Raw genomic sequence first — 19,580 nt, 5'->3', positions numbered from 1 at the left:
CTACACTCCGTCCGTTACGTTGCGGCCGCTGGCGGTGGAGACGTCGAACTGGCCGGTTACGGCGGCGGTGATGAGGGCTTGGCGGCGTTCGGCGAGCACACCACTCTGACGTGTCAAGGCTGCCCTCGTGCGAGTAATCGTCGAGCGGAGCTTTCTGTACTCGTCAACGACTGCGGCCTGTTGGGCGAGATCCAGCAGAGGGACGGGGAAAGCGAGCACCTTAGAGCTGCTTGTCGTGGCGATTCCCACCTGATTTGAGGTGAACCGAAAATATCGTCGCCCATGGTTGGAGGCCAGCAAGGCGGACAAGTATTCAGGGATCATCTTGTCCTGGTCGACTCGAATGGCGAAGACGTGATTCTGGTGCACCATATTGGCGACTGCACCGCTCCAGACTGCACCTCGCCCGAGGTTGTCCGGATTCCCGTTTGCTTCCGTCATGACCACGTCTCCGGCGCGGAGTGTCGAACGCCGCGCCATGTTCCGCGGAATGATGATGGTCTTTGTTTCGGTGAGATCCACCCATTCTCCCTGCACGTTGGCCACGCGGAGGTAGGGAAATTCTGCGTCGTCAGGGCCAGGTTCGCGGGCGTTGTGCACCGTGACACCCGTCTGTACCCGGGCCATGTAGCCGAGCCGGGCGGTGGTGAGGGACCGGGGGAGCCAGGGCCAGGTCGTCGAGCGGACCCGGCCCGAGCCGATGCCCGGTGTGGTCAGCTCTGAGACGGCCGAGACGTAGCGCTCGTCCAGAGTGGAGGCCTGTTGAAGCCGAAGAGACGCGAGCTGGTCGATGCGGGCGGTCTCGGCGTCGAGGAAGTCGGCGATGCGGTGTTGTTCCTTGAGCGGGGGCAGTGAGATGGGCAAGTTGCCGATTTCGGACGCGTTGATCGCTGGATAGCTTACTCCGGTCGAGCGAGCGACAACCTCATCAACGAATGGTTGTGAACGGCAGTGATATCCGAGAAATCGTCCGCTGACGCCCGGTTGGGCATCCAAGACTGCGAAACCCGTCGAGAAAACGAGTGGTGATTCATGTTTAGGTGCCACGGCAATCGCGCGTAGATATGTCCTGACCGTCGACACCAGGACGGATCCAGGAAGCGCCTTACGACGTGCGCGGGACGGAGCGGAAGAGAAGATCGAGTCTTCATCTGGGATGGTTACATTCCCGATGTTATCTACTGCTCCGATATCGATGTATCGAAAACGAAAGTTGGGGTCAGTGCTTTCCGGGAGTACATGTTGATTGATGCGTGCAACATCTTTGATGCGTTGTAGTGTCACTGAGTCACCTCGCCCAACAGTGCCTGGATTTCCGCCTCAAGCGCCTTCAGTTCCGCATCGATCTCCGTCAACGGCCGCGGCGGCTTGTACACGTAAAAGTGCCGCGTGAACGGAATCTCATACCCCACCTTCGTCTTCGTATGGTCGATCCACGCGTCCGCCACATGCGGGCATACCTCCCGCTTCAGGTACTCCTCCACGTCCTCACCCAGCGGCACGTTCTCGTTATCCCGAAGCTCCGCGTCCGGCTCCTTCTGCCCCTTCGCCATCTGCACCTCGCCCCCCGGATCCCGCACCCCCACCGCCTCCCGCAACGCCTTGCTGAACGGAGCCCCGGTCGGCCACGTCGTGCCGGCCGCCACCGCCGCGTCCTTCAGCGCCACCCACGCCTCGGATTTCGTCGCCCAGGACCGGGCGCCCTCCATCGCCTTGAAGGCGTCCACCAGCGCCGCCGCGTTCGGCAGCTTCTGGATCGCCTTCGACGCCTCCAGCGCCGCCAGCGTCTCCTCCGTCAGCTCGAACCGGAGCTTCAACGGCCGCTCCACCGTGATCCGCTGGTACCCGAAGGCCGAGTTCTCGAAGACCTTCACCTTCCCGTGCAGCGGGTGATCCGCGTCCGCCGCAGCAGCCACCGCGTCCCCGTACAACCGTGTGATGTCGCCGATGTGGTTCGGCCTGCCACCCGACCCGTCGCCCAGTTCCTTGCGCTTGTCGCCCAGCGACTTCCGCATCTTCACCCACTGGTCGCGCGCGTCCAGCAGCACCACCTTGCCCTTGTGCTGGGCGTCCTTCCGGTTCGTCAGGATCCAGAAGTACGTCGAGATGCCCGTGTTGTAGAAGAGCTGGTCCGGGAGCGCGACGATGGCCTCCAGCCAGTCGTTCTCCAGGATCCAGCGGCGGATCTCCGACTCTCCCGAGCCGGCCGCGCCCGTGAAGAGCGGGGAGCCGTTGAAGACGATGGCGATGCGCGAGCCGCCCCCGCCCTTCGCGTCCACCGGCTTCATCTTCGAGATCATGTGCTGGAGGAAGAGCAGCGAACCGTCGTTGATCCGCGGAAGGCCCGCGCCGAAGCGGCCGGAGTCGCCGAGGTTCGTGTGCTCGTACTCGACATCCTCCTTCACCTTCTTCCACTCCACCCCGAACGGCGGGTTCGCCAGGAGGTAGTCGAACCTCTCCCTCGCGTGACCGTCGTCCGAGAACGAGTTGCCGAACGCGATGTTCTCCGGGTCCTGCCCCTTGATCATCAGGTCGGACCGGCAGATCGCCCACGACTCCGGGTTGAGCTCCTGCCCGTGCACCTCCACCGTGGCGTCCGGGTTGAGTGCCTTGATGTGCTCCTCGGCCGCGCTCAGCATGCCGCCGGTGCCGCACGCCGGGTCCATGACCGTACGCACGACACCCGGCAGGCTCAGCGCGTCGCCGTCCGGGGCGATCAGCAGGTTGACCATGAGCCGGATGACTTCGCGCGGCGTGAAGTGCTCACCCGCGGTCTCGTTGGACTGCTCCGCGAAGCGGCGGATCAGCTCCTCGAAGATGTAGCCCATGTTGTGGTTGGACACGACCTCGGGGCGCAGGTCCAGGTCCGTGAACTTGCCGATCACCTGGTACAGCAGGTTCGCGCTGTCCAGCTTCTTGATCTGCTGCGCGAACTCGTACTTGTCCAGGACCTCGGTCGCGTTCTCCGAGAACGAACCGACGTACACCTGAAGGTTCTTCGCCGCGTTCTGCGGGTCGGCGGCGATCATCTTCAGGGTCAGCGCGCTCTTGTTGTAGAACGAGTGACCCGACGCCTTCCGGAGGAAGTAGTCCCCGTCGATCTCCTGGCTCTCGTACAGGGCCGCCGTCTCGGCGACCTTCGCCCTCGTCGGCTCCAGTACGCATTCCAGGCGGCGCAGCACGGTGAACGGAAGGATGACCTTTCCGTAGTCGGACTGCTTGTAGTCGCCGCGCAGGAGGTCGGCGACGGACCAGGCGTGGTTCGCCAGCTCCGTGTGCTTGTTGCTGTTCAAGGGTTCCCCGGATTCCTTTCGGACTCCCGCCCAACGTGCCGGGACGGGTGCGTACAAGTGTGGTCGGTACGTGGCGTTCTTGGTGCCGATTCAGGCCGAAGCGTCGGATGTGTGCTGAGCCGGGTCCGTGGGCGACGGCCCGTCCGCCCCCGGCGGCGGTACCAGCCCGCCCCCCGTCAGCCCGCCCGCCAGCAGCCCCGCCATGCGCTCGGCCAGTTCTGCGGCGTGCCGTGCCTCCGACCGCAGCTCGTTCACGCGGCGGAACGCCTCGCCGTAGCGGCGCTGTTCCTCCAGAGGCAGGAGCGGTACGCGCAGCCGGCCGGGACTGACGTGCACGATCGTGCTGCCGGTCGACGCCGCGGCGATGTTTTCTTCCGCGCCCAGGAAGCCGGCGAGGAACCAGGCGTCGAGGCGCGACGGATCGGGACGGAACAGGTGGACCTGGGGGCCGAGCAGTGCGCCTTCGTCCGCCTCGTCCGCCACGCGGGCCATCGCTCCGCCGCCGCCTGCGACCGCTCGTACGACCACATCGCCCACCGCCACCACCGGCGCAGATTCCGTACGCAGGCCTGTCGGGTCGCCGGTCGGTCCCGTGCCCCGGGCGATGTCCCCGCCCGTGAGCACGGGGAGCGCCGAGACTGCGGGATCGGGCTCCCGCGTCTCCGGCGCGGTACGGAGCAGGGTGAGCGCGCCGCCTCGGGCCAGGTCCGCCGCCGTGGCCGTACGCCACTCGCGGGGCGACGGGCCGGGGGCGGCGCGCCAGTCGGTCGAGCGCGCCGCCTCGCCCAGGGATTCCGTCCGGGCGATGAGGCGGCGTCGGGCCTCGTCCGCTTCCCGCGCCAGCTCCGCCGGTTCGACGTCGGTCCGTGAGACCCGCACATGCCGGGCGGGGGAGAGGTCGACGACATCGTCGAGCAGGTCGACCACGGGGACCGCGCGCGCTGCGCCCGGCTCATCGGCGAAGTCGTCGGGAGCCTCCGTGAACGCTTCCCAGTGGGTCAGCACGGTCCCCGACAGCGCAGACCAGTCCAACGTGGAGCGGCTGGTTCGAGAGGAGCCAGGGTTCGGGCCTCCGCCACGTCTGCCCGCACTCGTCACGCCGGAAGAGGGGGCGTCGCCAGGGCCGCCCGTCACCCCCGCCACCGTCGTGTCGACGAACAGCACCGACTTGCGTTCGGGGCCCGCCGGTTCGGGGCGTTGCAGCACCCAGATGTGGAGACCGACGTGGAAGGGGGCCGCCGCGCCGGGCGGCAGGGCCACGATGGCTCGTACAGCTCCGCTGCGTACGAGGTCCATACGTACGCGGCGGCCCGACGCCCGGGACGCCGTGGCCGGAGGGAGGATCATCACCGCGTGGCCGCCCGGCTCCAGGTGCGCGAGCGCGTGCTGGACCCAGGCCAGCTCCGACTCGGCGCGCGGCGGCACACCGTAGGCCCAGCGCGGGTCGTAGGCCAGCTCGTCGTGACCCCAGTCCCGGTCCCCGTAAGGCGGGTTGCACAGGACCGCGTCCGCGGTGAGCTGCTCGAAGGCGTCGGCGCGGAGGCTGTCCCCGATGCGGACGGTGACCGTCGTGTCCGGGGCCGCCAGCATCAGAGCGACCGCGCTGCGCCGGGCCTGCACGGGGACGCTGTCCTGACCGTACAGCTCGCTCGCGCCCCGCCGGGACGCCGCCGCGAGCAGGGAGCCGCTGCCACAGGCGGGGTCGAGGACGCGGGCGGGTCGGCCGGGAACCAGCCGGGCCACGAGGTCTGCAAGCCGGAGCGGGGTCACGTACGTGCCACTCGCGGCCGTGTCCTCCAGCTCCCACTCCGCGAGGACGCCGAGGGCCGCCTCGCCGCCCTCGTCCCGTACGCACAGGGCGAGCGCCCGCAGCACCGCCGTGTCCTCCGGCGAGAAGCGGACCGCTTCCGGGCCGGGGACGCTGTCGGCGAGCTGGGCGGCCGAGCCGTCCGCGTGGGTGACGAGGCCGGCGTCCGGCAGTTCGGCCAGCGCGGTCAGCTCATCCGGAGCGCGGCGGGCCGCGGCGAGTACGAGCGGGAGCAGTTTCGCCACCGCGACGCTGCCCCGGGGGTGCAGGCGCAGAGTGGTGCGCAATTCCTCCAGGGCGTTCGTGGCCGCCGCGTGGCCGCGCGTGGCCAGCCAGGCCCGAACCGCCGTCAGGTCGTACAGCGGGCTGCTCTCGTTGCCTCCCGTCGGCGCCGGGAAGTCGTCGTGCCGACGGCGCCAGTTGCTGACGGTGGCGCGCGTGACTCCCGCGATGCGGGAGATCTCGGCCGCTGTGACCTGCGCGGATGGCTGGGGCATGGCGGAATTCCTGGACCTCTCGGTTGCGATCGACAACGGACGACAACGGACGCCCCGTCGGTGATGGGCGGCCCCCTGGCGACGGCCGAAGACGCGGTGGACGACTCCTCGTGATCAGGCGCCGCTTGCTAGCGAACAGCTCACAACCTACACCAGTCCACATGCACGTCAATGTGTTTGACAGTGCTTTCATGGGGATGCTTATGTTGAGATGCTTCCGCAGTGGGAGCGTCCGTCTCAGGGGGGAATCGCCATGCGCATCACCATGCCGACAGCGGTCATCGAGGGGACCCAGCTCACCGTCATGCCGTTCCGGGCCGACGCGGTGATCGGGACCATGTCCGTACCGACGCTCGTCCAGCTCGTTCCGTCGCCTCGCCGCGAGGAGGACGTGAAGATCTTGAAGGCCGCGTCCGGGGCCGTGCGCCGCCATGCCGAACTGCGATCACTGGTCCAGCGGGCGCTGAAGTCCACGCAGAAGGGGAAGAACGTCGGCTCGTACGCCGATTACATCGCCGACGGCGTCAAGGGCGAGCTGGGCGCCGGCTGGTCCACCCCGCCCATCACGTTCTGGCACGCGGGACCGCTCGCCGCCCTCAGTGACGAACTGGTGGCAGGCACCGGACTGCGGACCCTGACGATCGCGCCCGGCACCTCGATCGTCGCCATCGACGGCGAGACGCAGACGACCGCCTGGCACGAGCTGTACGACGATCCGGAGCGCTTCGGCCTCACGTACACCGAACTCGCCCGCGTACGCGTCCCCTTCGAGCTGTACGTGGACCTGTCCGTGGCCGACGCCCGGCAGATCTTCTACGACCGGAACGTGCAGGGCGTCGTGGTGGCCAAGAACCTGGCCATGTCGATGGACCAGCGGGACTTCGCCACACGTCTCTCCCACCGTGTCGCCGACGCCGTGAAGGTTGAGATCGACGACAGGACCTTGCCGTTCGCCAAGCTGGTCAACGCGAGCAAGCGCCAGGTGGGAAGGACCGATCCCGAGGTGATCACCCTCTCCGCGCTCCGGGCCCTCGTGATCACGACGATCTACGGGCGCGGTGGTCTTTCCCGCTCGGCGGAGACCGTGCACGAGGACGAGCTGCCCGCCGGGACGGATGCCCAGCAGGTGGAGGCGTACGTCCAGCCGCTTCTCGCGGGCCTGATCTCAGACCACAGCGCCCACTTCCTCGCGCGGAGCGCCCTCACCGCTCCGGCCGTGCTCGCCGGACTGGGCATCGCGGTGCACCACACAACGCCCTGGGCCGAACCGTCGAACGCGCTCGGTTCCGATCAGCTGAACCGGCTGCTGTCCGGCGTCCGGTGGGAGCGGGACGCGCGCTACTGGGACGGGGTGGCGGCGAAGGCGGGCGCCTCCGGGCGGCTCAACTTCAGCGGTGGCGTCAAGGACTCCGGGGGGCGCGTCGCCGACGCCATCCTCTACCCGGGAACCGAGGCCGGGCGTCGGATCCGCGGACAGTAGGCCGCCCGTCCCAGCCTGCCGTCCGCCGCCCGGCGCAGTGGACGAGGAGTCCCCTGCCTCCCACCTGTTGTCGCATAACCAAGACCTGGAGCGTACGCATGAACCCGCAACAGCCCGACGAGCACCAGCACCAGCACCCGGGGGCGCCCGGTGGGTATCCGGGGCAGCCCGGACACCCCGCTACGCCCTGGGGAGCGCCCACGTCAGGGACTTCGCCCGCGCTCACTTCCCCGCGGAAGCCGTCGCGAGGCAAGGCCTGGGTCACCCATGGTGCCGTGGGGGCCGTCGCCCTGTTCCTCGGAGTCGGCATCGGCATCTCGGACGACGAGGCCCGCGCCGAGGCCTCGGACGCCGGTCCCACCCCGAGGATCACCGTCACCAAGGAGGTGGAGGTGCCCGGGCCGGAGGTCACCGTGACGAAGACAGCCACCGTCACTGCCAAGCCGCCGAAGCCGCCGAAGCCCAAGGGGCCGCCCACCACTGTGGCCGGGGACGGTGAATACCTGGTGGGTGAGGAAATGCGCGCCGGTACGTACAGGACGGGCGGTCCCGGTGACTCCTTCGGGTGTTACTGGGAGCGGGCGAGGAACTCCAGCGGGGAGTTCGACGCCATCATCGCCAACGGCAACCTGGAAGGCAGCGGACGGGTCACCGTCAACAAGGGCGAGGTCTTCAAGTCCAACGGATGCCAGGACTGGAAGAAGGTCGGCTGAGCGATCCCACCAGCTCCGCCAGCCCCTCCGCCAGCGTGTCGAGGCCCGGACCCGCAGGCCCGCCCGGCTCGGTCATGTATGCGTCGCGGCGGATCTCGATCATCAGCGCGGTGACCCGGCGGTCCGACCCGTAGTGCCGGAGAGGGACGTACGTACCGGCGAACGGGCTGTCGTGCCCGATGCCGTCGTGGCCGAAACGGTCACCGAACGCCGTCTCCGCCGCCGCGAGGAGTTCCGGCGGGGTGTGGAACGGGTCGGTGCCCAGGCAGACGGGCGGGCGGGGGCCGGTGCCGTGGAGCTCGTAGGGGAGGGGGTCGGTCGGGTACGAGTGGACGTCGATGATCACCGCGCGGCCGGCGGCGGCGATGCGTGCCTCGACCGCCTCGGTCATGGCGGTGGCGTACGGGTGGAAGTACGCCTCCAGCAGGGGAGTGGGGTCGTCCTCCGGCGGGCGGAGCGGTTCGCGGTGGGTGGTGCGGGTGTAGACGGCGCCCATGCCGACGGCGAGCATCTCCTCCCGTTCGTCCGGGAAGCGTTCGGGGTCGACGACCAGCCGCGACAGGTTGTTGACGAAGCGCCAGGGGGCGACCGGGGCGAGCTTCGCCGCAGCCGCGGCCAGTTCGGCGGTGTGGGCGTCGGTGATGTGGTCGAGCTCGCGCTCCAGGGAGGTGTCGTCCAACGCGATCCCCTCGCGCACGTGGTGGGGGATGCGGCGGGAGCCGTGCGGTACGTGGAGGAGGACCGGGGAGTCGGCGGCGCCCGGGATGAGGGTGAAGGGCTGCTGGGGGTCGCTCACGGGTACTTCTCCTCCGTTGTGCCGTCTTCGTCGCACACCAGTCTCCCGCGCCCGCCCAGGCGGTGGTCCCCCGGCGCCTCACCGGGGGACCACCACGTCAGAGGACGGCTACTGGCCGGAACCGATCACCGGGTAGTGGTCGGAGAGGTTCGTGTACGTGTACTTCTTGCCCCAGCTGGACACCGTCCACGGGGCGCTCTGCTCCTTGACCACATCGTTCTTCCAGTTCGCCGGCTTCGCGTGGCCCGTGCGGTGCAGGACGTGGTCCAGGTCCTCGCGGGGGTCGTCGGGGTAGCGCTCGGAGGCTATGGAGTTGTCGCGGGTGTCGAAGGAGTACGTGTGGCCCGTCCGGGAGTCCGGGGTGGTCAGGCCGGCGTCGGAGAGGAACGACGCGTACTCCGCCGAGTGCCCGTCCACGTTGAAGTCGCCCGCCACGACGACCTGTTCGGAGGCCGGGATGTTCTTCGCGTCGAGGAACGCGTCCATCTGCTTGAACTGCCGGCTGCGCATCTGTGCCGCCTCGCCCGCCGAGCAGCCGGGGTCGGTCGACTGGGCGTGGGTGCCGACGACGTGGACCCGGGCGCCGTTCACGTTCAGAACGGCGTAGGCGAAGCCCTTGTTCGAGAACCAGTCACCACCGCACGCGTCCTTGAAGACGAACTGCTCCTTGCGGACGATCGGCCACTTGCTGAGGATGGTGACGCCGCCGTCCTCCGGCGTCGTCGCCGAGTAGGAGCCGCCCGTCGCGTCCCAGCCGCTCTTGCTCCGGCCGATCACGGGCGTCTGGTGCGGGTACTGGGCGGCGGCGTTGCGCAGCAGCGCGTCGGAGGCGCCGTTGTCGAACGCCTCCTGGAGCACCACGACGTCGTTGCCCTGGAAGAACGACGTCTTCGGGATCTCGGCCGCCCGGTGGTCCTGGCCCCAGTTGGGGTACAGCGTCTTGCTGAAGATGAACGCGTTGTACGAGAGCACCCGCAGCGACGGGGTCTCGGCAGCCGCTGCCTGGGGAGCGTTCGCGGCGAGGGTGGCGGTGGCGAGCGCGGCGGACAGGGTGACGCCGGTCAGGCGGCGGAGCGCGGTGTTCGGCACGAGGTCTCCTGTGGTCGAGTGGGGGGCGTACCGGGCGACCCCCATCCAAGCAGCGGCAGTTACCCACGGGTAGACATCGGATGGCACGAGTCTGTCGGATCGGCTGCCATCCGGATCCCGGCCGGATACGCCGCATCGTGCCCGGCGCCGTTCAGGCGAGGTCGCCGTAGACGATCAGGTTGTCCACCGGGTGGCCCTCCGCGTCGAACTCCCCGTCGCAGGTGATCAGCCGCAGCGTGCTGCCCTTCGTCGGGCCGTAGACCTTCTCCGTGGGGAACGCCTTCTTGCTGACCGCTTCCTTCCCCGTGACTGTGAAGCGCAGGGTCTTCCCCGCCCCGTCGCGGACCAGTACCTCGGCGCCCTCGCGGATGTCCTTCAGGTCGTGGAAGACGGCCCGGCCGAAGCGGGTGTCGTTGTGGCCGATCAGTACGGCCGGGCCCGGTGCGCCGGGTACGGATCCGCCGCGGTACCAGCCCGCCGTCATGCCCTTCTCCGCCGGCGGAACCTCGACCGTGCCGTCCGCGTTGAGGCCCAGTTCCATGAGGGTGCTCCGTACGCCGATGGAAGGGATGGTGACCTCCGTGGGGGCCGACCGTTCCGTCTCGTCGGCCCGGGACCGTGCGGTCGGTCCGGAGCCCGCATCGTCCCGCGCCGACGCGGAGGGAGCGGTGGCCGTGGCTGCCGAGGGCTCGGCGGACGAGCAGCCGGCCAGAGCGACGCAGGCCGCGACGGCGGTCAGCAGGGCGGCGGTCCGCCGGAAGCGGTGGGGCGTACGGGGCGACGGCACAGGGAGACTCCGGAATCGGGGTGGGAGGGGGTGAACTTGCGGCTCGGGAACTGCGTGTGGCGCCGCCCCTGCGCGGGGCGGCGCCACACTCAACGGTCGGGTCAGCCGTTGCGGCCCGCCGCCGAGCGGCGGCGCAGCACGAACGTGCCCGCGCCCGCGAGCAGCGCGGCCCCGGCAGCCGAACCGGCGAGCAGCGCCGTGCTGTTGTCGCCGCTGCCGGCCGGGCGTTCACCGGCGGCGACACCGCCGCGCGGGGTGACCGCCGGTGCGGCCGCCTTCGGTGCCGGTGCCGGGCGGTCGCCCGCCACGTTGACGCGCGGGGTCACCGCCGGTGCGGCGTTCTCCGGGGCCTCCGCGGCGGCCTCGCTCCGCTCCGGGGCCGGTGTGGCCTCGACGGGCGCCGACGGCTTCGGGGAGGCGTCGGCGGAGGCGGCGGCGGACGGGACCAGCACCGCGCCCGCCGCGACAGCGGCGAGGACGGCGGCGCGCAGTGTGGTGCGCGAGGGGAAAGCGGTCATGCGGATGGCTCCATTCCATACTCGGCCCCGTGGCGGTCCCGGATGCCGGTTCGCACCGGGGGCGGGGCATGGAGCCAGGCTGGCGTGGAGATATGAAGAAGCTGTCAGAACGCTGTGGTCATCCCATCAGGGGCCGGACGTCCCCCGGCTCCGGGCAACTGGAGGGCGAACGTCGACCCCTTGCCCTCGGTGCTCGTCGCCTCCACCGTGCCGCCGTGCGCCTCGACCAGTTTGCGGACGATGGCCAGGCCCAGGCCGCTGCCGCCCGTGCGGCGGCTGCGGGACTTCTCGGCGCGCCAGAACCGGTCGAAGACATGGGGGAGGTCGTCCGCGGGGATACCGGATCCGGTGTCCGTCACCTCGATCACCACCGTCCCGCCGCCGGCCACGGCCGTCCCGCGGCCCTCCTCGGAGGCGTTCGGCCCGGGGGCGTGCGGACCGGAAGCGTCCCGCCCCGCGACGTACGCGCGCAGCGTCACCCGCCCGCCCTCCGGCGTGTGCCGTACGGCGTTGGACACCAGGTTTCCCACCGCCTGCCGCAGCCGCACCGGGTCGGCGCTCAGCGCCGGGCCCGGGGCGGGTGCCGTGACGGTGAGCGTGACGCCCGCGTTCTCCGCCCGCGCCTGGTGCGCGGCGGCGACCTGGCCCAGCAGCTCCCGGACCTCGACGGGTTCCGGATGCAGACGCAGCGCCCCCGCGTCGGCCGCCGCCAGGTCCTGGAGGTCGTCGATGATGTGCTGGAGCAGCACCGCCTCCTCCAGCAGCGAGGAGACGAACGCCGGGTCGGGGTCGGCCAGTCCGTCCTGGGCGGCCTCCAGCCAGCCCCGGATGTTGCTCAGCGGGGTGCGCAGCTCATGGGCGACATCGCTCACCATCGCCTTGCGCTGCTCCTCCAGCCGCGCCCGATGGGCCGACATGTCGTTGAACGCCGCGGCCAGCCGCCCGACCTCGTCGTCCCCCGACACGGGCACCGACGCGGGCTGCTCCCCGTCCCGCATCCGCTGCGCGGCGCCGGTTAGGGCGTGCAGCGGGCGTACCAGCCGGGCTCCCGCGAACACCGAAGCGCCCACCGTGAGAGCCAGCACGAGCGCCGCGGCTCCCGCGATCCTGGCCGTGTTCGCGGGGGAGAGGTCGAAGCCCGGCAGCGTCGCGCCGCCCTCGTCGCCGATGAAGAGGAGAGCGGGGGAGGCCACGTACGAACTGAGCTGTTCACTGCGGGCCGTGCCCACACAGGACGCGATGGCCCGGTCCCTCTCCCCGGTCAGCTCCGGCATCTCCACCGACGGCGCGGCCTGCTCCGCCGGGGCGTCGCGCGGCGCGGGCACCGGCCGCGGTACGAGCGCCCCGGGTTCGCCCGGCACGGCCACCGGTGCCGGATCGCCCCAGGACAGATCGTTGTTCAGCGTGACGCCCTCGCGGCCCTGCCGCTTCAGGCAGGCGTCGGCCAGCTCGGTGAGCGCGTCGAGCGCCTTGCGCTCCGAACGGGTGGGCGCGTCCAGGGCGGCGAGATCGCAGCGGGTGCCGAGCGCGCGTTCGGGGTCGTTGCCCACGATCTGCACCCGGGGGCGGCCGCTCGCGCCGACCACCACGTCCGAGGCGATCCCCGCCCGGTTCAGGCACGCCACCTTGTCGTCCGCCGTCCGTCGCAACGCCCGGCTGTCGGCCGCCGAGAGCCGGAACGGACCCACCGCCCGGGGGTCGATCCGGTCGGCGCCCGTACCCTGCCCGTCGGCACCGCGCGCCGCCAGAACCGTGTCCACGGACAACGGGTCGACCACGGCCGACGCCTGCGGCGGCAGGGCCCGCGCGGTCTCCCCGGTGGCGGAGTCCGCGAGCGGCTGCCGGCCCTGCGTGGTCAGGGCGACCCGGCGGCCCGACTCCCGGGCCAGCTTCCGGACCGTCGCCCCGACCCCGTCCCAGGTAGGGTTGCGGGCGGCGTACTCCAGCAGGGTGTCGTAGATGCGGGCGTCCGCGGTGAGGTTCTGCCCCTGCTCCTGCTTGATCGCGCCCGAGGTGGTCTGTACGGCGATCCAGGCGGTGGCCGCCACCGAACAGGCGGCCACCAGCGCCGAGACGGCGAGCAGCCGCCCCAGCAGACTCCGCCGCAGCGGCAGCCGCGCGCGGTGGACCCGTTCCGGCTCCTGCTGCCGGGCGCCGCGCCCGCGTGCCCTAAGCACGCCGGGCCGCGGCCTTCGCCGGGTCGGTCAGTTTGTAGCCGACGCCGAAGACGGTGAGGAGCCGCTCCGGCCGCCGAGGGGCCCGCTCGATCTTCTTGCGGAGGTTCATGACGTGCACGTCGACGGTCCGGGCGCTGATGTAGCGGTCGAACCCGTGGAGTTCCTCCAGGAGCCGCTGCCGGCTGAACACCCGGTCCGGCCCGGCCGCCAGGGCCGCCAGGATCCGGAACTCGCCCGGGGTGCACTCCACGGTCCGGCCGCCCACCGAAACCTCGTGCCGGTCCGGGTCGACCACGAGCCCGCCGACCCGCAGGACCGGGTCCTCGGCCACCGGCTCCGGGGTTGCGGGCCGCCGGGTGCGCCGCAGCAGGGTGCGGACCCGGGCCATCAGCTCGCGCGGGCTGTAGGGCTTGGTCATGTAGTCGTCGGCGCCGAGGTCGAGACCGAGCAGGAGATCGTCCTCGGTCGACCGGGCGGTCAGCATCAGCACGGGCACCTCGCGGTCCTCGGACCGCAGCACCCGCACCACGTCCAGGCCGTCGGCCCGGGGCATCATCACATCGAGGACGAGCAGGTCGGGTTCCCGGTGCCGGACGGCGTCGAGCACCGCGAGGCCGTCGCCCACGATCCGTACGGCGTGTCCTTCCCGTTCCAGATAGCGGCGTACGAGCTCGGCCTGCTTCTCGTCGTCCTCGGCGACCATGACGTCTGCGCACACGCCCCCGATCGTAGAGCGGCGGGACTGCAGTGCGAGGCCGGGGCGGGGTTCCGGTCCACGGCAGCCGGGAAGGGAACCGACGCCTTCACCCCGCGCCAGCGCGCGAGGGGGTCGCACCGGTGGAAGGAGACGGGTTGCGGCCCGTCGTCGACGGGCAGCTCGCGTCGGTCGACACCTCCGGTGAGGTGACGCGGGCCTGCGCCACGAGCACCTCAACGTCCTGGTCGCCCGGCTGGACGAGACCCGCTGGGCTCCGGACCGGGCAGTGGAGCGTCCGGGTGGCCTTCACCCCGCCGACGCCGACCCCGTGATCGCAGATGTGCGAACAGGGCCCAAGAGTGCACGGAATCTCCTTATAGTGGTGCCGCGTTGATCGTATGGTCGCAACGCGCGAAGTCGCCGCCACTGGAGTCCGTACGATGACGAACCCCTCGTCCGCCACGCCCGCGTCCCCGACCGGTACCGGCGGCGGCTGTCCCATGGGCGCCGGTACGGGTGCCGTCGCGCTCGGCGGACCCGGCTTCGACACCGAACCCCAGGAGCTCTACCGCTCCATGCGGCGCGAGCACGGCCCCGTCGTCCCCGTCGAGCTGCCCGGCGGCGTTCCCGCCTGGCTGGTGATCGGCTACCGGGAACTCCACCAGGTCACCAGCGACGGGGAGTTGTTCCCCCGGGACGTCTCCCTGTGGAACCAGTGGGGCAACATCCCCGCCGACTGGCCGCTGTTGCCCATGGTGGGGACGCCGATGCCGTCCATCTACTTCACCGCCGGGGCCGAGCACCGCCGCCATGCCGACATGGTCGTCCCCGCCCTCGAAGGGGCGGACCCCTTCGAAATCCGGCAGCACTGCGAGCAGTTGGCCGACCGGCTCATCGACGCCGTGTGCAGCCGGGGAACCGCCGACCTCGTCGCCGAGTACGCCGAGCCGCTGCCCGTCCTGGTGCTCGCCCGGCTCGTCGGTTTCCCCGACGACGAGGGCGCCGACATCGCGCGGGTGCTCAAGGACCTGGCCGACGGCGGGCCCGGCGCACAGAAGGCGCATCTGCGCTTCGGCGAGCACATGCAGCGGCTCGTCGCGGAGAAGCGGGCCCGCCCCGGCGACGACGTGACCTCGCGGATGCTGGCCCATCCGGGGCCGTTCACCGACGAGGAGTACGCGCTCGACCTGATGGCCATCACGGCCGCCGGGCACCTCACCACCGCCGACTGGATCAGCAACTCCACCCGGCTGATGCTCACCGAGGACCAGTTCGCCGACGCGCTCTCCGGCGGCCGGCACAGTGTCGCCGAGGCCATGAACGAGGTGCTCTGGGAGGACGGCCCCACCCAGATCCTGGCCGGTCGCTGGGCCGCGCGCGACACCCGGCTCGGCGGCCGGAGCATCGCCCGCGGCGACATGCTGCTCCTCGGCCTCGGCGCCGCCAACGCCGACCCCCACATCCGCCAGCAGGTCACCGCCTCCGCCGTCCGCTCCGGGCAGGGCGGCAACAGCGCCCATCTGGCGTTCAGCCACGGCGAGTACCGCTGCCCCTTCCCGGCCCAGGAGATCGCCGAGATCATCGCCCGCACCGGCATCGAAGTGCTGTTGGACCGGCTGCCCGACCTCGAACTGGCCGTCCCCGCCACCGACCTGGTCCGCCGGCCGTCCGCCTTCCTGCGCGGCACGACCGCGCTGCCCGTCCGCTTCACCCCCGTACGCTCGACAGGAGACGCGTTGTGAACTGCCCGCACGCCGAAGCCGCACAAGCCGGCCGGAACACCGGGGTCATCACCATCGACCCCATGGTCCAGGACCTGGACGGCGAGACCGTACGGCTGCGCGACGCCGGGGTCCTCGCCCGGATCGACCTGCTCGGCGTCCCGGCCTGGACGGTCACCCGGCACGCCGAGGCACGCCAACTGCTCGTCGATCCGCGCCTGGTGAAGGACATCGACGCCTGGGGCCTGTGGCAGAGCGGAGTGGTGACACGTGCATGGCCGCTGATCGGCATGATCGACGCCGGGCGCTCCATGTTCACCGTCGACGGGTCCGAACACCGGCGGCTGCGCACCAAGACCTCGCAGGCGCTGACCCCCCGCCGCCTGGAGGCGATCCGCCCGGACATCGAGAAGTTCACCGAAGAGCTGCTGGACGCCCTCGACGCCGCACAGGGCGAGGACGGGGTCGTCGACCTCAAGGCGGTCTTCGCCCAGCCGCTGCCGATGAAGGTCGTCGGCATGCTGATGGGCGTCGACGAGTCCCAGCACGCCATGCTCACCCGGCAGTACAAGGCGTTCTTCTCCATGCTCACCCCGCAGGAGGAACGCCTGGCGCTGCTGGCGGAGTTGGACGTCTTCTACACCGACCTCGTCCGCGAGAAGACCGCCCGGCCCACGGACGACCTCACCAGCGCGCTGATCCTGGCCGATGAGGGCGGCGAACCGCTGACGGAGGAGGAGGTGGTGGGCAACCTCAAGGCCATGGTCGCCGCCGGGCACGAAACCACCATCGGACTCGTCCTCAACGCCGTACGCGCCCTCCTCGCCCACCCCGGTCAGCTGCGCAAGGTGCTCGACGGGGAGATCGGCTGGGACGCGGTGATCGAGGAGACCCTGCGCTGGGACACCCCCACCACCCACCTGCTGATGCGGTTCGCCACCGAGGACATAGCCGTCGGCGACGAAGTGATCCGCACGGGCGAGGGCGTCGTCATCTCCTACCGGGCCATCGGACGGGACTTCGAGCAGCACGGCCCCGACGCCGACGCCTTCGACATCACCCGGCCCACCCGCAACCGTCACATGACCTTCGGCCACGGCCCGCACATCTGCCCCGGCGCCGCCCTGTCGCGCGTCGAGGCGGGTATCGCGCTGCCCGCCCTGTTCGCGCGCTTCCCCGGACTCCGCCTCGCCGTCCCGGACGAGGAGATCACCAAGCTTCCGGTGATGACACAGAACGACATGGCCGCCTTCCCCGTGCTCCTGGGCTGACGGCGAGACCGGCGGGCCGGGGGAGGGGAGGAGCCGTCATGACGTCCGGGCCGGGCTTCCTGGCGCTCGCGCCGCACCGCTCCGGCACGGCCTCCCTCCTGGCCGACGCGGCCGGCCGACGCGGTATGGAGGTCGCCGTGCTGCCCGCCGACGGGGTGCCCGAGAGGTACCGGGAGCGGGCCGACGCGCACTACTACGGGGGCCCGCGCTTCGCCGCCCGGGCCGCCGGTCCGCTCGGGGTGGCGCTCCTGGAACCGCACGACGGATGGCTGGACGAGCTGCCCCTCGCCTTCACCGGTCGCGACGTCCGCCGGGTGCCCCTCTCCGAGGCCCGCCGCCGCACCGGCCCGCTCTTCGCCAAACCGCCCACCGACAAGAGCTTCCCCGCCGCGGTCCACCCGGACGGCACGTCTCTCCCGCCGCCCCCGTCCGGCTCCGGCGACCCACTCGTCCAGATCAGCGAAGTCGTCACCTGGGAGGACGAGTTCAGGCTCTTCCTGCTCGACGGCGAGATCCGCACCGGGTCGCAGTACGCCGTGTACGGGCGGCTCGACGCCGCCCCGCTGGCGGGCCACTCCCAGGAAGCCGCCGCACGGGCCTTCGCCCACCGGCTCATCGAGGAGTGCGGGGACACCCTGCCCGGAGCCGTCGTCGTGGACGTCGGCCGGATAGGCCGGCCCGGACGCGCCCCCGCATGGGCGGTCGTCGAGGCCAACATGGCGTGGTTCAGCACGGTGTACGCCGCCGATCCGGACCGAGCCCTGGACGTGGTGCTCCGGTCGGCCGGCCCCGGCGGCCTGGTGCCCGGACGGGACCTGGAGTTCCGGCGAGACCGCCGCGCGGCGGCCGGTCCGCGGGTCTGAGGCGGAGGCCGAACGGGGCACGACGAGGCCGGGCAGGATCATGGTCGCCGAAGATTCCACCGAAGTGACCCCATGTCTGGCCGTGTGAGGTGGACCGACTCGGCGGGGGCGCGACCGCCCCGACCGGAAACACCCGCCTGACCTGCACCGAGGCCTCCCGGCGGGAGCCCGGGAAGCGCACCGCCGGGGCCGCCGCGCGTGAGGCGTATCACTCTGCGTGAAATTCTCGGCATACATTTCGCCGGACTGGGGAGGGGTCCAGGCCGCTGGTGCGCCGCATGTCGGCCCGCCATGCGCATGCCCTGGCCGAAACCGGAGGGGGCATTTCAGGCACGGAAGGTTAAACACGACATGCTGGAGCTCAGCACCATCCACATCGACGGCACCTGGCGGGCCGCCGTATCGGGTGAGACCCGCACGGTCCTCGACCCCGCCGACGCCACGGTCCTGGCCGTCGTCGCGGAGGGCGGCGTGGCGGACACCGACGCGGCGATCGCGGCGGCCCGGCGCGCCTTCGACGACGGCCCCTGGCCGCACCGGCCCGTCGCCGAGCGGGCCGGGCTGCTGCGCCGGGTCGCCGAGCTCCTCCAGCGGGACCGCGAGGAGATCGCGATCACCGAGAGCCGCGACACCGGCAAGACCCTGGAGGAGGGCCGGGTCGACGTCGACGACGTCACGAACGCCTTCCGCTACTTCGCCGACCTCGTGATGAACGAGAGCGGCGGCCGGGTCGTCGACGCGGGCGACCCCGACGTCCACAGCATCGTCGTCCATGAGCCCGTCGGCGTCTGCGCCCTCATCGCGCCCTGGAACTACCCCCTCCTCCAGGCCAGCTGGAAGATCGCCCCGGCACTCGCCGCCGGCAACACCTTCGTGCTCAAGCCCAGCGAGGTCACCCCGCTCTCCACCGTCCACCTGATCAAGCTGCTCGCCGAGGCCGGCCTCCCCGACGGGGCCGCCAACCTCGTCACCGGCGCGGGCGACCCGGTGGGCGCCCGGCTCTCCGAGCACCCGGACGTCGACCTGGTCTCCTTCACCGGCGGCCTCGCCAGCGGTACGAAGGTGGCCCAGGCCGCCGCGCCGACCGTGAAGAAGGTCGCCCTGGAGCTCGGCGGCAAGAACCCCAACGTGGTCTTCGCCGACGCCTGCGCCACGGACGAGGGCTTCGACACCGCCGTCGACCAGGCCCTGAACGCCGCGTTCTTCCACAGCGGCCAGGTCTGCTCCGCCGGCGCCCGCCTGATCATCGAGGAGAGCATCCGCGACCGGTTCGTCACCGAGCTGGCCCGCCGCGCCGACGCCGTCCGCCTCGGCCGGGGCACCCTCGACGGCGTCGAGTGCGGCCCCCTCGTCTCCGCCCAGCAGCTCGCCAAGGTCGAGGCGTACGTCGCCTCCGCCCGCGAGGAGGGCGCGATCGTCCGGGCCGGCGGCGAACGCCCGAAGCCGAGCGACGTGCTCCCCGAGGGCGGCTACTTCTACCGGCCGACCGTCCTCGACGGCTGCCACCGCGAGATGAAGGTGGTCCGCGAGGAGACCTTCGGCCCGATCCTCACCGTCGAGACCTTCCGTACCGAGGAAGAGGCCATCACGCTGGCCAACGACACCGACTACGGCCTCGCGGGCGCCGTCTGGACGACCGACGCCGGCCGGGCCCGCCGGGTCGCCGGGCGGCTGCGCCACGGCACCGTCTGGATCAACGACTACCACCCCTACCTCCCGCAGGCCGAGTGGGGCGGCTTCGGGAAGTCCGGCACGGGACGCGAGCTCGGCCCGACCGGCCTCGCCGAGTACCGCGAGTCCAAGCACATCTACCAGAACCTCAACCCGCGCCCCCAGCGCTGGTTCGCCGGCTGACGCCTGCGGGGGCCTCG

15 protein-coding genes are annotated in these 19,580 nt (G+C 71.2%); 6 read left to right on the top strand and 9 right to left on the bottom strand.

From position 1 onward, the window contains the following. The 3 genes from IE140_RS24545 to IE140_RS24535 all read right to left on the bottom strand — a co-directional run bounded on the left by IE140_RS24545 (window position 1) and on the right by IE140_RS24535 (window position 5,597). Window positions 1-1,284, bottom strand: a complete 1,284-nt coding sequence (locus tag IE140_RS24545; protein ID WP_150193891.1) for a restriction endonuclease subunit S — start codon at window positions 1,282-1,284, stop codon at window positions 1-3. Then, a complete protein-coding gene (locus tag IE140_RS24540) occupies window positions 1,281-3,293 on the bottom strand; it encodes a type I restriction-modification system subunit M (protein ID WP_150193893.1) in 2,013 nt (670 codons plus the stop codon). Before IE140_RS24540 ends, IE140_RS24545 begins: the two co-directional genes overlap by 4 nt. A 90-nt stretch (window positions 3,294-3,383) precedes the next feature. Beyond that, on the bottom strand, window positions 3,384-5,597 hold the full coding sequence (locus tag IE140_RS24535) for an N-6 DNA methylase (RefSeq protein WP_150193895.1): 2,214 nt from the start codon (window positions 5,595-5,597) through the stop codon (window positions 3,384-3,386). Between the two features lie 253 nt (window positions 5,598-5,850). Here IE140_RS24535 and IE140_RS24530 point away from each other — a divergent pair, with 253 nt between their 5' ends. Both IE140_RS24530 and IE140_RS24525 read left to right on the top strand, forming a co-directional pair. Continuing rightward, a complete protein-coding gene (locus IE140_RS24530; RefSeq protein ID WP_150193897.1) occupies window positions 5,851-7,077 on the top strand; it encodes a DNA sulfur modification protein DndB in 1,227 nt (408 codons plus the stop codon). Window positions 7,078-7,352: 275 nt separating this feature from the next. Then, entirely contained in the window at window positions 7,353-7,790 is a 438-nt protein-coding gene (locus IE140_RS24525; RefSeq protein ID WP_150193899.1) for an Rv1352/Rv1906c domain-containing protein, read from the top strand. Here the strand turns inward: IE140_RS24525 and IE140_RS24520 are convergent. From IE140_RS24520 to IE140_RS24495, 6 genes are all read right to left on the bottom strand, one after another. Then, complete coding sequence (locus IE140_RS24520; RefSeq protein WP_150193901.1) at window positions 7,750-8,586, bottom strand: N-formylglutamate amidohydrolase; 837 nt, start codon at window positions 8,584-8,586, stop codon at window positions 7,750-7,752. The two genes, IE140_RS24525 and IE140_RS24520, sit on opposite strands and share 41 nt — an antisense overlap. Window positions 8,587-8,694: 108 nt before the next feature. Beyond that, on the bottom strand, window positions 8,695-9,675 hold the full coding sequence (gene sph / locus IE140_RS24515) for a sphingomyelin phosphodiesterase (RefSeq protein WP_150193903.1): 981 nt from the start codon (window positions 9,673-9,675) through the stop codon (window positions 8,695-8,697). A gap of 151 nt (window positions 9,676-9,826) precedes the next feature. After that, window positions 9,827-10,462, bottom strand: a complete 636-nt coding sequence (locus tag IE140_RS24510; protein WP_150193905.1) for a class F sortase — start codon at window positions 10,460-10,462, stop codon at window positions 9,827-9,829. Window positions 10,463-10,563: 101 nt separating this feature from the next. Further along, window positions 10,564-10,980 carry a hypothetical protein gene (locus IE140_RS24505; RefSeq protein ID WP_150193907.1) on the bottom strand — a complete coding sequence of 139 codons (417 nt, stop codon included), beginning with the start codon at window positions 10,978-10,980 and terminating at the stop codon, window positions 10,564-10,566. A 104-nt stretch (window positions 10,981-11,084) separates the two neighbouring features. Further along, the gene (locus tag IE140_RS24500; protein WP_189460697.1) at window positions 11,085-13,157 is read right to left on the bottom strand and encodes a sensor histidine kinase; all 2,073 of its coding nucleotides are present in this window, start codon (window positions 13,155-13,157) and stop codon (window positions 11,085-11,087) included. Further along, entirely contained in the window at window positions 13,150-13,860 is a 711-nt protein-coding gene (locus tag IE140_RS24495) for a response regulator transcription factor (RefSeq protein ID WP_150193909.1), read from the bottom strand. The genes IE140_RS24500 and IE140_RS24495 overlap by 8 nt, the downstream gene beginning before the upstream one ends. Before the next feature lie 434 nt (window positions 13,861-14,294). Here IE140_RS24495 and IE140_RS24490 point away from each other — a divergent pair, with 434 nt between their 5' ends. The 4 genes from IE140_RS24490 to IE140_RS24475 all read left to right on the top strand — a co-directional run bounded on the left by IE140_RS24490 (window position 14,295) and on the right by IE140_RS24475 (window position 19,563). Continuing rightward, the gene (locus IE140_RS24490) at window positions 14,295-15,596 is read left to right on the top strand and encodes a cytochrome P450 (RefSeq protein WP_150193911.1); all 1,302 of its coding nucleotides are present in this window, start codon (window positions 14,295-14,297) and stop codon (window positions 15,594-15,596) included. Next, a complete protein-coding gene (locus tag IE140_RS24485) occupies window positions 15,593-16,846 on the top strand; it encodes a cytochrome P450 family protein (protein WP_093443597.1) in 1,254 nt (417 codons plus the stop codon). The genes IE140_RS24490 and IE140_RS24485 overlap by 4 nt, the downstream gene beginning before the upstream one ends. Before the next feature lie 38 nt (window positions 16,847-16,884). Continuing rightward, entirely contained in the window at window positions 16,885-17,709 is an 825-nt protein-coding gene (locus IE140_RS24480) for an ATP-grasp domain-containing protein (protein WP_150193913.1), read from the top strand. A gap of 351 nt (window positions 17,710-18,060) precedes the next feature. Beyond that, window positions 18,061-19,563 (top strand): aldehyde dehydrogenase family protein, encoded by a 1,503-nt coding sequence (locus IE140_RS24475; RefSeq protein ID WP_032777141.1) that lies wholly within the window; start codon window positions 18,061-18,063, stop codon window positions 19,561-19,563. The last annotated feature ends 17 nt before the right edge of the window (window positions 19,564-19,580 follow it).

This window comes from Streptomyces parvus, assembly GCF_014648875.1.
Lineage (GTDB): Bacteria > Actinomycetota > Actinomycetes > Streptomycetales > Streptomycetaceae > Streptomyces > Streptomyces parvus.
This window is presented reverse-complemented; position numbering and strand designations above follow the sequence as displayed.

What these genes read in the sequence shown, in the direction of transcription:
- IE140_RS24535 (WP_150193895.1), bottom strand. Translation starts at nt 5,597, where the DNA reads ATGCCCCAGCCATCCGCGCAGGTCACAGCGGCCGAGATCTCCCGCATC.
- IE140_RS24530 (WP_150193897.1), top strand. Translation starts at nt 5,851, where the DNA reads ATGCGCATCACCATGCCGACAGCGGTCATCGAGGGGACCCAGCTCACC.
- IE140_RS24505 (WP_150193907.1), bottom strand. Translation starts at nt 10,980, where the DNA reads ATGACCGCTTTCCCCTCGCGCACCACACTGCGCGCCGCCGTCCTCGCC.
- IE140_RS24495 (WP_150193909.1), bottom strand. Translation starts at nt 13,860, where the DNA reads ATGGTCGCCGAGGACGACGAGAAGCAGGCCGAGCTCGTACGCCGCTAT.
- IE140_RS24490 (WP_150193911.1), top strand. Translation starts at nt 14,295, where the DNA reads ATGACGAACCCCTCGTCCGCCACGCCCGCGTCCCCGACCGGTACCGGC.
- IE140_RS24480 (WP_150193913.1), top strand. Translation starts at nt 16,885, where the DNA reads ATGACGTCCGGGCCGGGCTTCCTGGCGCTCGCGCCGCACCGCTCCGGC.
- IE140_RS24475 (WP_032777141.1), top strand. Translation starts at nt 18,061, where the DNA reads ATGCTGGAGCTCAGCACCATCCACATCGACGGCACCTGGCGGGCCGCC.